The organism is Haloarcula litorea (assembly GCF_029338195.1).
GTDB classification, from domain to species: Archaea; Halobacteriota; Halobacteria; order Halobacteriales; family Haloarculaceae; genus Haloarcula; species Haloarcula litorea.
In genome coordinates, this window is the sequence record NZ_CP119779.1 from 2,955,387 (window position 1) to 2,967,530 (window position 12,144).

Sequence of the window (12,144 nt, forward strand, 5' to 3'; positions counted from 1 at the left end):
CGCCGGGGGTACCACCCCGCCCTGATAGACGGCCCCTCCCCACCCGTCGCGGAGACGGTCCCCACCGGCGGCCACCGACTGCCCGATCCCCGCCCGAACGGTCCCCTTCCCCCTCCCACCCCTCCCACGCCCTCCCCCGCTGACAGCGCCAAGGTCTTTGGCCCTCCGCGACACAGCGCGACCATGCGCCTGACGTTTCTCGGCACCGGCAGCGCGATGCCCAGCGGGGAGCGCGTCCAGTCCGGCTACCTCCTCGAACACGGCGACGACTGCCTGCTCGTCGACTGTGGCAGCGGCGTCCTCGACGCGCTCGCCCGCACCAGCGTCGGTTACGAGGGCGTCGACACCGTCCTGCTGACCCACCACCACCTCGATCACGTCTCGGACCTCGACGTCCTGCTGAAGGCCCGGTGGCTTGCCGGCGCGACGGACCTGACCGTCGCCGGCCCGCCCGGAACGCGAGCGCTCGTCGAGGACCTGCTGTCGGTCCACGAGTACATGCAGGGACGGCTCGACCTGACGCTCCGGGACGTCGAGGGGGCGTCGTTCTCACTGGCGGGATTCGAGGGGGAACGGTACGAGACGGTTCACTCGATGCAGTGTTTCGCCTACCGTCTCACGCCGACCGACGGCGGTCCGACCGTCGTCGCCGGCGGCGACTCGGAGGCCGACCCGGGCCTCGTCGAGTTCGCGGACGGCGCGGCCGTCCTCGTCCACGACTGCTCGTTCCCGGACGAGGTGGACGTGTCGAACCACCCGACGCCGTCGTCCCTCGGGGCGGCGCTGGCGACGGCCGACGCCGACGTGGGTCGGGTCTACCTCACGCACCTCTACCCCCACACCGAAGGCCGTCACGAGGAGATGCTCGACTCGGTGAGCGACCGCTACGACGGCGACGTGCGCTTCGCCGAGGACGACCTGACGGTCACGGTGAGCGCGACCGAGTGACGCCCCGGCCGCTCAGACCCGCGCCAGCGTCACGCGGAAGTCCGCGCCGCCGAACTCGCTGTCGGTGACTTCGACGTCGCCACCGTAGGACTCCGTCAGCGCCCGGACGAACCCGAGCCCGAACCCGCTCCCGCTGCTGTCGGGGCCTTTCGCGCCCATCTCGAAGAGCTCTTCGCGGAGGTCCGCCGGGACGCCGCTGCCGTCGTCTGCGAACCCGACCACGACCTCGTCGGGCGAGGCCTCGGCGTACACCTCGACGAACACGTCGCCGTCGTTGTGGACGGCGGCGTTCGAGAGGACGTTCGTGAACACGGAGTCGAGGAGTTCGCCCCCGTAGACCCGGTAGTCCGCACCCTCGGGATCGAAGTCGACGGTCAGCGAGTCGTAGTTCGCCGTCGTCTCCGTGACGACGCTGTCGAGGATGGTGGCGAGGTCCCGGGGTTCCGGCTCCTGTTCGTCCTCCAGCGTCGAGACGAGCGAGCCCACCCGCTCGATGAGGTCGGCCGCGCTCTCGGCCGCCCGCTGGATCTTGCCGGCGTACTCTTCGGTCTGACCGTCCACCTGCGAGGAGACGGCGTCGGCGAAGCCGGCGATGACCTGGAGGTCGTTGCCGAGGTCGTGACGCAGGAGCCGGTCGTACATCTCGATCATCTCCTTGCGCGTCTCCAGGTCCTGTCTGGCCCGTTCCAGGCGCTCCCGCGAGCGGATGTTGCTGACTGCCGTGGCGGCGTGGGAGGCGAGGATCTCCAGCGGTCGGGAGTGCTCCTCGCCGAACTCGTCGGTCGAGGTCGACCGCGTGACGAGGACGGCGGTCACCTCACCGCCCATCCGGGCGGGCACGGCCAGGGTCGCGGTCACGTCGGAGTCCCCGCCGATCCCGGCGGTGACACCGGTCGTGATGACCGTCTCGCCCGTCTCGAATGCCCGCAACGCGACCTCGCTGGGCTCGTCGCCCTGCGAGAGGCGCGGGTTCGTGCTGTGGACGACCCGAGGCTCGTCGTCGCGAACCTCGACGAACGTCGAGTAGGAGAACTCGAACAGCAGCGACATCGCCTCCAGCGTCAGCGAGACCACTTCCTCGACGCTCCCACACCGGTTCAGCGCTTGCCCGTACTTGTTCAGGTCCGCGACCTGCCGGGCGAAGTCGGGTTGTTCCTCGAATGCCATCCAGCCACCCTCACGAGACGTGATTACACGGGCTTAGACAGCACCGATGAAAACCGTTGTGGGTCGATTACCGGAAACGATACTGGACGAGACCGCGCGACGACATCGCCACTCGTCAGTCCAGCCGGTACCGGAGCAACGCGGCGATCCCGCCGAGGTTGGCCAGCTGCTGCCCGGGCGCGAACTCCGCGGAGAACACCGTCACGTCGCCGCCCTTCTGCTCGGTCGTCTCGATGACGTCGTCGACGTCGACCGCCCAGTCCCCCTCGCCGGCCCGCTCTTTCCGCAGGCGCTCGTCCAGCACCAGCAGCGTCTCGATCGCGCCGTAGTCGGCTGCCTTCGCCACCTCTTCGGGGCCGTACGCGACCTCCGCGCCCTCGCCGATACGGGCCATCAGTTCGTCGATGTACTCCGCCTCCTCGGCGATGCGGGTCTGCTCCTGGACGTCGTCGACGGCACCGCGTTTCAGCACCTCGTGGACGCCGCGGTCGCCGACGCCGGCGGTGTCGACGACGGTCATCGACTCCGCGATCTCGGGGATCTCCTCGCGGAAGTGGTCGAGGGCGTCCTGTTTCGTGAACCCCGGGCCGGCGAGGATGTAGGCGTCGACGTCCTGCCTGTGCAACACGTCGGCCAGCTCCGCGAACAGCTCCTCGCGGGGGCGGGCGTACTCGCCTTTCCCCGTCGTCGAGGTGATCGTCGCCCGCTCCTCGGTGCCGTACTGGGCGACGGTGTGGACGTGGGCCTCGCCCTCCTCGACGGTGGCGATGGCGACGTCGGGGTTCTCCGTGGCCTCGACGGCCTCCTCCAGCCGCTCGACCTGGTCGGGCTTCCAGCGCTTCTCGATGGTGAGTTCGGTCCGCTCCTCGACGTTGAGCGTGTGGTGGAAGCCGAGCTGGTCCTCCCGCGAGCAGTCGACGATCTCGCCCCCGACCCGCAGGCGGTTGGCGAACTTCGCGAACTCCACGTCGGTCACGTCGATGGCGACCCACATGTGCTCGCGCTCGCCGCCGGAGTCCCGCAGGTCCTCGTCGTTGCGCTGGATGCGCCGCGTCGTGTCCCCGGAGACCCGGTCGCCGGGCTCGACGACGTACGAGAGGTGCCAGAGGTCGTCGAGCGTCTCGGGGACCACCTCGACGCGCTCGCGACCCTCGGCGGTCTGCTCGCGACTCTGAATCTGCATGGGGACGACTCCGCGGGCCGCCCACAAGTGCCCTGCTATTCGGGGCGTGAGCGGGGGTCGTCAGGCGGCCGGCCGTCCGGCGGGCGCGTCGGGACCGTCCGCCACACGGGGGATCTCCCGGACCGCCGTCCCGATGGCGTAGACGCCGGCCACCTGTGCGTAGAACAGGAGGAACGGGACCAGCAGCCCGCCGACGCCGGTGGCGCTGACGACGCCGCCGACGACGTTCGCCAGCAGGCCGATCGCGACCGCGACCAGCCAGCCGGTCGCGTAGGTCCGGCTGAACGCCAGCGGGCGGAGTTCGTCGGGCGCGAAGGCGGCTCCGAGGCGGTCGGTGCGGACCCAGGCCACGACGGCGGCGGGCAGGACGTAGACGAGCGCCAGCGAGACCAGCGTCAACAGGAGCGCGACGCCGACGGCTGCCAGCACCACGACGATCCCGGTCCGGGGGCTGTCACCGCCGACGGCGAACGTCGCCGTCCCGACGACCAGGAGCGCCGCCAGCGCCGACCCGACGGGGATCAGCGAGTAGACGAGCCCGATGGCGAACGCCTTGAGCCCGTCGACGAACAGGTCGCCCCAGTCGTCGAACACCGGCGGCTCCTCGCTGCCGCCGAGTACCGATCGCAGCGCCCGGACGACGTAGCCCAGGACGAAGAACGTCGGGACGACGAGGACGCTCAGGAGTGTCAACACCCCACCGATGAGGACGGTGGTCACCGCGCTGTCGCTGTTCCGTGGGTAATCGATTGCGTCTCGAAACATGGTGGCTCCGGATACACGTCGTGGGGCCGCGCTGTCCGTGCGGGCCGCTGCGAGTATCTACGTGACAGTACGCGTGACAAGTATATATCCGTGCGTGTGCCGTGCTACGTCACTACTGACCGGTCGTCCCCCGGCGGGACAGGTCGAGGTCTGACACACCGCGTCCGATTGCGTACGCCCCCGCGACGTTGCCGTAGAACGAGACCACCGGCAGCAACAGGGCACCCACGACGGTGGCCGCCAGGGCACCCCCGACGAGCTGCGCGAGGATGCCGATCGCGACGGCGACCAGCCAGGCGACGGGATACGCGCCGGAGCCGCCGATGCGACGCAGCGTCCCCGGCGAGAAGGCCGCACCGAGCCGGCCGGTGACGGCGTAGGCGGCGACGGCGGCCGGGAGCAGGTACAGCGACGCGACGACGACGAGCAGGGTCAGCCCCGCGGCGACCAGCAACGCGAGCAGGCCCAGGAGGCTCGGTCCGGTCTGGGCCATCGCCGCCCCGCCCTCCTGAACGACGGTGAACGGGAACAGCACCGAGACCGCCAGCAGGACGACCGCCGCCGTCGGGACCAGCGTGTAGACGATCGCCACGAGGGTGGCGACGAGGCCGTCGATCAACAGGTCGCCCCAGTCCTCGAACGTCGGCGGGCGCTCGCGGTCGCCGGCCTCGACCTGCCGGACGACGCGCACGAGGTACCCGAGCACCAGTATCGCGGGGATCAGTAGGAACCCCAGCAGGCCGAGGACCCCGCCCAACAGCAGCGTCGTCACCTTCTCGTCGCCCTGCCACGGGTAGCGGATCGCGTCCTCGAACATATCAGATATTCTACCGGTGGGCACATATAGCTGTGCCCCCGTCGGCGTGCTACTCCTCGACCATCCGGCTGCCACCCGGCGGTAAGAACTCCTGGATTCGGTCGGGGCTCGCGACCTTCCGGACGAACGACTCGTCGGCGAAGCGCTCGCGGAACTCCCGGTAGAGCCGTTTCGCGATGTCGTTCTGCGCGAACTGGCCCGGTTCGACCTCGACGCTCGTGGCGGCCTGCGGGCGGATCGCCGCCGGCGGACCGCCGACGACGCGGGTCTCGTCCTCGCAGGTGATGCCGACGGCGACGCCGACGGCGGTGTCCTCGAAGTAGGTGCGGTCCCCGCGGACGGCGAACCCGCCCTTCTCCAGGTACTCGCCGCTCTCGGGGGTCTTCGAGACCTGGTCGGGGTCGACCATATACACGTCGCCAGCGAACCGGCCGTCCTTCCAGACCGACGAGTAGGAGACGGCGAACTGCGCGGCCTGGTCCAGCGAGGACTGCGGGAAGTCGACCTCCTTCGCGGGTTCGCTCGGCCCGGTCGCCTTCAGGACCGTGACGGGGCCGCCGTGGGCCTGGGCGTGGAAGAACTTGTCACCGCGTTCGATGTACTTCTGGACCAGTTCCTCGTTGTCGTCGGCGTCCCGGCCGCCGATGACGAGGTAGCCGTCCGAGGTGTGGAACCACCGGAACTGCTCGTACCACTTCTCGGTCGACCGGACTGGGACGGAGGGTTCGTTCAGCCAGTCGGTCGGCTCCGACTCGTCGTCCTCCTCGTCGTCGGTGGCGCTCTCGTCGCCGTCGTCGGCCTCCCACGCCGCGCGGCGCTCTTTCGCCTCGGCCAGGTCCTCCCGGGTGTCCTCGATGGCCGCCTGTGCGCCCTCCTTCTTCTCCTCGATGCGCTTGGCCTCGGTGTAGAGGCGGTCGGCGTTCTTCTCGACGCCCATCGACGCGTCCAGCGTGACCGTCGTCCCCGCGACGGTCATCGTCACGGTCCCCTCGCTGCCGTCGACGCCCTCGACGGCCTCGGCCGCGGGGATGCCGCGCTCGGCCCCCTCGGCGAACTTCGCCTCGATGTCGTCCCAAGCGACGTCGTCCTCGCGCGCCGTCCGGACCGTCGAGAGCACGTCGTCGACGAGGTCGTAGTTGGCGTACAGCGACTCGGCCTTCTCGCGTTCGGCCTCGGCGTCGGCCTCGAAGTCCTCGATCGCCCCCTGCTGTTGCTCGATGATGCGCTCGTACTTCTCGATCTCCGCCTCGAAGTCCGGCCGCTGGGGCTCGCCGCCCTCGACCTCGTCCTCGCGCTGGACGTTGTAGAAGTAGTCGTCGAGCGCGGCGTTGAACTCCTCGAAGGACTCGCTGTAGAGGTGTTCGTACTCCACCAGCGGGATCGGGGTGGCGTCGACCCGGCGGCGCTCGGGGTCGTCGCCGTCCCCTTCCTCGACGGTCTCGTAGTAGACCCGCGGGTCGAGGTCGCCCTCCCGCAGCCGCGTGGCCATCTCGGCGACGATGTCGTAGAGGTGTTCGAGCTGCTCGTCGGTCACCTCCTCGACGGGGACGTTGTAGTCGATGCCGGCCCGCGAGCAGAGCTCCTCGCCGTAGAGGCCGCCGAAGTTGAGCTGGGTCGCCAGCGTCCGCACGAGGTCCGAGTCCGACTCCCGGACCCGGGCGACGAACCCCTCGTAGTCGACGGTCAGGGGGTTGAACCGCGCGGAGGGGAACTCGTAGCGGCTCCCGGGCGCGACGGTCCGGGACTTCAGGCGGACGGTCTCCAGACAGTCGATGACGTCGCCGTGTTCGTCCAGCACCGCGACGTTGCCGTCGCCGAACAGCTCCGCGACGATCGTCGTCGAGCCGTCGTCGCGGTCGAACTCCAGTTCCAGGATGCGGTCGAACTCGAACTGCTCGACGCGGACGAGGTCCGCGCCCGACAGCCGGTTCCGCAGCATCATCGCGAAGTCCGGCGGCCGCCCCGGCGCGTCGGGGACGTGCTCGGGGGCGGCGACGTGGGCGCGCTTGACGTCTCCGAGCTCGATGACGAACTCGACGCGGCCCCGGTCGAAGTCCCGGAGCTTCAGCCTGACGAGGTCGTCGTCCTCGTAGAGGTAGGCCTTGTCGAGTTTCGCCCCCTCGTAGTCGCCGAGTTCGCCGGCGAGCGCCGCGAGGTCGACGCTCGTCAGCTCCCGCTTGTGGTCCATGTCCCAGGCTATCGGCCCCGACGCAAAGGACTGTCGGGACTCCGCCGCCCGAAACCGATTCCGTCCTCCGGCGCGTCGTCGCGGTATGGACGACTCCCGGAACTCGGTCGGCCGCCGTCGGCTCCTCGCGGCGCTCTCGACGGCCGCCGCGGGCGCGTTCGCCGGCTGTCCGGGTTCCGTCGGCGTCACGGACAGCGCGGACGAGACCGGCCCGACCCCGGCACCGATCCCGACGACCGCGACGGACGCGGCCCTGCCGCCCGACCTGGCCGCCGTCCCCTGCCCCCGGTTTCCCGGCGCGACCGTCGACGGCCAGCGCCGCTGTGGCCCGTTCGGTCCGGACGACGGGATCGCCCTCCGGACCGCCGAGCGGCGGCCGCGGCTCCCCGCCGCCGCCCTCCGGTTCCGCTTCCGGAACGCCGGCGACGCCCCGCTGGCCGGCCTCTCGCCGCCGTGGTCGCTCCAGAAGTACGTCGACGGCCGGTGGCACGTCCTCTGGCCCGCACAGATCAGGTCGGGGACAGACAGCGCCGCAGCGGGGGGCCGTGAGCGTCGGACCTGGGAACTGGCGATCGACAACGGTGCCACCGACCGTCTCGACCCTCGTCGGGACCTCGACGTCACCCTCACCGGGGACGCGACGCGCATCCCCGTCGCCGGCCTCGGCGGCGGCCGGTACGCCTTCGTCGTCGCCGGCTGGCTGGGAGGGATCGCCAGCGAACGCCCCGTGGCCGTCGGGGCGCGGTTCCTGCTCGACGGGCCGGCGCTGGACCTGCCGCTGACCGACGACGTCGAGCGCGCCGTCCGGAACGGGGCGACGACGCTGGTCGAGTCGGATCCCGGACTCGGTGAACGGGTGACCTACGTCCTCGAACCCGCGACGCCGGGGGCCGACGCCCCGACGTTGCTGGCGGAGCAGGCGATCCGCAACCCCCCGCTGCGGAACCTGCTCTCGGCGTACTCCCCGGGTGCGGCACAGGTCCGGCTGCGGACACGGCGACACCCCGCCTTCCCGCCGCTCCCGGAACGGGCGTTCTCCTTCCGGGGGGCCGGTTTCGGCGTGTCCGTCGCCGGCGACGAGGACGAGTAGCTCCCGACGCCCGTCACGGTCCGTTACCGATCCGTTCGCCGGCGTCCAGTCCGCTCCGGACCGCCGCGTGGAGGCGTGGCTCGCCGGCCACCCAGTCGCCGGCGAAGTAGAGGTCGTGGTCGGACGCGCCGGCGAGGGCTTCGGTGTCGACCCCGCCCTCGGGCTGGGAGTACCGCCAGTGCTGGTGGTCCGTCCAGTCGGGCTCGGTCAGCCGGTCGTCGCCCAGCAGGCGGGCCGTCCGCTCGGCGATAGCGTCCACCAGTCGGTCGGGGTGGTCGTCGTAGTTGGCGACCGACCAGGGCTCGTTCATCTGGACCAGCAGGAGCGACTCGCCGTCGGGGACGTGCCCGGCCTTGCACTCCTCGCGGCCCACCCAGCCGACGTCGTGGTCGCCGTCTGCGTTGATCGCCGCGTACCACGGCACGTCGAGTTCGAAGGGGTAGTGCAACACCCCCGCGACGACGGTCCGGTACGGGACCGACGCGATGGCCTGCCGGAGGTCCCGGCAGTCGTCGTGGTCCCAGCGGGCCTGTCCGAGCAGGTCCGCCGTCTGTGGCGCGGGGGGCGTCAGCAGGACGGCGTCGTACGCCCCCCGGTCGGTCCCGGCCGCGTCGACGACCTGCCAGCCGTCGTCGGTCCGATCCAGCGTGTCCACCCGGACGTCGCGCTCGACGGTCGCGTCGCTCTCGGCGAACAACCGCTTCGCCAGTTGGGTGATGCCGGCCTCGTAGGTCCACCGGCGACCCCCGTCGTCCCGTCCCTCGTGGACGTCGCCGTCGCGCTCGAACGCGTAGATCGGGTCGGAGACGTCGACGAGCCCGTCGGTCGGGAGCCGCTCGGTGACGAGTTCGGTCACGCGCTCGTCGCCGTCGGTGAGGTAGTTCGCGCCGTACTCGTAGGTGCAGTCGCCCCGGCGGCGCGTGGCGGCGCGCCCGCAGACGCCGCCGCTCTTCTCGAGGACCGTCACCTCGACCGGTGCGTCCCGCAGCGCGTACGCCGCGCCGGCACCCGCGCCGCCCGCGCCGACGATGGCGACTCTCCCCGTCATACGGATACCGACGGCCGGTACGAGTAAATAAGCACCCCCGCGCCGGTCCGGCCGCGGTCAGACGCTGGCCGCCAGCGCGTCGAGGGCGTCGTCGCCGCCCGAGAGGACCGGGTCGCCGTGTCCCATCGCGGCCACCTCGAACGGCGGGACCCGCTCGGCCAGCGCCGCGACGCTCTCGCGGAGCCGGTCCATATCGTAGGAATCGCCCCAGAACGGCGTCGTCAGGCCGCCGTCCTCCGCCCAGACGAGGTCGCCGAGGAACAGCGTCGCGGACGGTTCGTGGTGGTAGACCACGTGGCCGGGGTTGTGGCCCGGCGCGTGGTAGACGGTGAACCCACCGACGGTGTCGCCCTCCGAGACCGGGCGCAGCTCCAGGTCCGGCAGCGAGAACACCTGCCGGCTCACGCGGTGGAACAGCCCCTTGTGGTGGAGGAGATCGGGGTCGAGCCGCCCCTCCAGCAGATCCAGATCCGCTTCGCCGACGTACACCGGGCCGTCGAAGTCGGGGACGAGGCGGTTGAGCCCGCCGACGTGGTCGAGGTCGTAGTGGGTCAGCAGCACCCGATCGAGATCGCTCATCCGGTAGTCGAGGGCCGCGAGTTCGTCGCCGATCGAGGGTTCGTTCCACCACAGGCCGGTGTCGACGAGGGTCAGTCCGTCGCCCCCGTAGGCGGACTCGTCGACGAGGTAGGCGTTCGAGGCAAGCGGCGTCACGAGGCCCAGCTCCAGCAGCCACACCCCGTCGGCCAGTCGTCGCACCATACGCCTCGAAGGGGCCGAGGCAGCAAAACGTCGCCGGCCGACGGCGATCCTCAAGGCCTTTCGCAGCGGCGACCCAACTCCGGCTCGGTGAACCGTCCGAACCTCCTCGCCGGCGTGCTCTGCCTCGGCGGCGTCGGCCTGCTCGCGGCCGCCTTCGGCCCCGGCGTGCTGACCGCCGGCGTCGGGAGCGCGGCGTTCGCCGCCCTCCTCGGACTCGCCGGGGTGCTGTTCCTCGCCGCCGCCACCGGTGGGACCGTCGATGTGGGTGGCCGCACCGTCGACGTCCACGACTGCAGCGGCCTCGGCGACGTCACCGTCGGCCTCGCGCTGCTGGGCGGGCTGGCGAGTCCGCCGGCCGGCGTCGAAGGGGTGGTCTACGCGGCGCTGGTCGTCACCGGTGCGACGAGCGCGGTCCTGTTCGGCGTCGTCGGGCTCGCCGAGAAGTACGGGTGGCTCTGAGGAGGCTGCGTCCGACGCTTCTCAGGCCAGCCGCTTGGAGACGTACGGCCCGTCCTGCTCGTACCCGAGCTTCTCCCGGTAGTACTGCCGGACGCCGACCCCCGAGATGACCGCGAGCTTCGAGAAGCCGGCGTCGCGGGCCAGTTCCTCCGCCTTCGCGAGCAGGCGCTTCCCGTAGCCGCGGTGCTGGTGGTCGTCCTCGCCGGCGGCCTGGCCGACGCCGACGGAGCTCCCGTAGACGTGGAGCTCCCGGACCAGCGCGGCGTCGTCGAGTTCCGCCCGCACGGGGTCGTTCGGGAACCGGAGCCGGCAGAAGCCCACGAGCACGTCGTTGTCGAAGTCCTCGAAGGAGACGAAGTGTTCCGTGCCGCCGCAGGCCTCGTAGGTCAGCACGTCCAGTCCGACGTCCTCGGCGACCTCGTCGCTGTGGCCGGCCTCCCGACAGCGGATGCAGTCGCAGGTCCAGCCGTGTTTCTCCATCTCCTTCCAGGCGAGCTGGCGGAGGTTCGACTTCCAGACGCCGCCCTCGATGAAGTCCGCCGGGATGTCCCGCTGGACCCGCTGGAGCCGGGTGTACCGGGGGATCATGTCCTTGATCTCGGCGACGAGTTCGGCGGCCTCGTCGTTGTCCAGCGGCTCGAACTCGTCGCGCTCCCACCAGTCGTAGGTGACCGTGCCGGGGACCACGAGCGTCGGGTAGATCTTGAGGTAGTCGGGCTTCCACCGGGTCTCCGAGAAGATGCGCCGGAAGTCCTCCAGCACCATCTCCTTGGACATCCCGGGCTGGCCCGGCATCATGTGGAAGCCGACTTTGAACGCGGCGTCCCGGAGCCGCCGGTTGGCGTCGATGGAGGCCTGGACGCCGTGACCGCGGTGCATCTCGCGGTTGATGCGCTCGAAGGTGGTCTGGACGCCCACCTCGACCTTCGTCCCGCCGAGCCTGAGCATCCGGTCGATCTGCTCGGGGTCGCACCAGTCGGGCTTTGTCTCGAAGGTGGTGGCGACGTTGCGCACGTCGGCCGTCTCGTTCTCCGCGATCACGTCCTCCAGGTAGCGGAACTCGTACTCTTCCGGGGACTGGGCGAAGCTCTCGCCCTCCGCCGGGCTGGGGTCGGCCTCGGGGTCGAAGTCGTTCATCGCCTCCAAGCAGCGCTTGACGAACCACTCCTGGTAGTCGTGGCTGCGGGCGGTCATCGTCCCGCCCATCACGATGAGCTCGGCCTTGTCGACGGGGTGGCCGATCTCCCGCAGTTGGTTCAGCCGCAGCGTCACCTGCCCGTACGGGTCGTAGTCGTTCTGCTCGCCGCGGGCCGCGGCGGGCTCGTGGCCAGTGTAGGACTGGGCCGAGGAGAACTCCGAGTCCGGGCCGCCCGGGCAGTAGAGGCACTTCCCGTGGGGACAGCGGTGGGGCGAAGTCATCACGGCGATGGGCGAGACGCCCGAGGCCGTCCGGACGGGCTTGCGCTGGAGCACCTCCTCCAGGACCTCCCGGTGCTCCTGTGGCGCGTAGTCCAGCAGCTCGGAGTTCTTGGGCACCTTCGGAGCCGAGAACTCCCGGCAGACCTCCATCTTCGCCTGCTCGACGTCGTCGCGCTCGACCTCGCCGGCGAGGATGCGGTCGACCAGCTCCGCACACACCTGCTGGAAGGCCTCCGTCTCCTCGGGGTCGGGCGTCTCGGTGCTCATCGGGGTTGCTCGGGTGTCGTCGTCTCGCGCG

At 70.8% G+C, this 12,144-nt stretch carries 11 protein-coding genes; 3 read left to right on the top strand and 8 right to left on the bottom strand.

The features are described from left to right. Positions 1-183: 183 nt before the first annotated feature. The gene (locus P0592_RS15795; protein WP_276271869.1) at positions 184-948 is read left to right on the top strand and encodes an MBL fold metallo-hydrolase; all 765 of its coding nucleotides are present in this window, start codon (positions 184-186) and stop codon (positions 946-948) included. Positions 949-960: 12 nt separating this feature from the next. Here P0592_RS15795 and P0592_RS15800 read toward each other — a convergent pair whose 3' ends face one another. The 5 genes from P0592_RS15800 to rqcH all read right to left on the bottom strand — a co-directional run bounded on the left by P0592_RS15800 (position 961) and on the right by rqcH (position 7,068). After that, positions 961-2,115, bottom strand: a complete 1,155-nt coding sequence (locus P0592_RS15800) for a sensor histidine kinase (RefSeq protein ID WP_276271870.1) — start codon at positions 2,113-2,115, stop codon at positions 961-963. A gap of 115 nt (positions 2,116-2,230) precedes the next feature. Then, on the bottom strand, positions 2,231-3,298 hold the full coding sequence (locus P0592_RS15805) for an mRNA surveillance protein pelota (RefSeq protein ID WP_276271871.1): 1,068 nt from the start codon (positions 3,296-3,298) through the stop codon (positions 2,231-2,233). Positions 3,299-3,358: 60 nt separating this feature from the next. Beyond that, complete coding sequence (locus P0592_RS15810; RefSeq protein WP_276271872.1) at positions 3,359-4,063, bottom strand: DUF4013 domain-containing protein; 705 nt, start codon at positions 4,061-4,063, stop codon at positions 3,359-3,361. 112 nt (positions 4,064-4,175) lie between these two features. Beyond that, positions 4,176-4,880 carry a DUF4013 domain-containing protein gene (locus P0592_RS15815; protein ID WP_276271873.1) on the bottom strand — a complete coding sequence of 235 codons (705 nt, stop codon included), beginning with the start codon at positions 4,878-4,880 and terminating at the stop codon, positions 4,176-4,178. A gap of 49 nt (positions 4,881-4,929) precedes the next feature. Next, entirely contained in the window at positions 4,930-7,068 is a 2,139-nt protein-coding gene (gene rqcH / locus P0592_RS15820; RefSeq protein WP_276271874.1) for a ribosome rescue protein RqcH, read from the bottom strand. Positions 7,069-7,153: 85 nt separating this feature from the next. On the opposite strand from rqcH, the gene P0592_RS15825 reads away from it, so the two are divergent. After that, positions 7,154-8,158 (top strand): hypothetical protein, encoded by a 1,005-nt coding sequence (locus tag P0592_RS15825; protein WP_276271875.1) that lies wholly within the window; start codon positions 7,154-7,156, stop codon positions 8,156-8,158. Positions 8,159-8,171: 13 nt separating this feature from the next. On the opposite strand, the gene P0592_RS15830 is transcribed toward P0592_RS15825, so the two are convergent. Together P0592_RS15830 and P0592_RS15835 are read right to left on the bottom strand one after the other, a co-directional pair. Beyond that, positions 8,172-9,206 (bottom strand): NAD(P)/FAD-dependent oxidoreductase, encoded by a 1,035-nt coding sequence (locus P0592_RS15830; RefSeq protein WP_276271876.1) that lies wholly within the window; start codon positions 9,204-9,206, stop codon positions 8,172-8,174. A 57-nt stretch (positions 9,207-9,263) separates the two neighbouring features. Further along, positions 9,264-9,968, bottom strand: coding sequence for an MBL fold metallo-hydrolase (locus P0592_RS15835; protein ID WP_276271877.1), 705 nt, complete (start codon positions 9,966-9,968; stop codon positions 9,264-9,266). 87 nt (positions 9,969-10,055) lie between these two features. Between P0592_RS15835 and P0592_RS15840 the strand changes: the two genes are divergently transcribed. Further along, positions 10,056-10,427 carry a DUF7994 family protein gene (locus tag P0592_RS15840; RefSeq protein WP_276271878.1) on the top strand — a complete coding sequence of 124 codons (372 nt, stop codon included), beginning with the start codon at positions 10,056-10,058 and terminating at the stop codon, positions 10,425-10,427. A gap of 21 nt (positions 10,428-10,448) precedes the next feature. Here P0592_RS15840 and P0592_RS15845 read toward each other — a convergent pair whose 3' ends face one another. Continuing rightward, on the bottom strand, positions 10,449-12,113 hold the full coding sequence (locus P0592_RS15845; protein WP_276271879.1) for a tRNA uridine(34) 5-carboxymethylaminomethyl modification radical SAM/GNAT enzyme Elp3: 1,665 nt from the start codon (positions 12,111-12,113) through the stop codon (positions 10,449-10,451). Between the last annotated feature and the right edge of the window lie 31 nt (positions 12,114-12,144).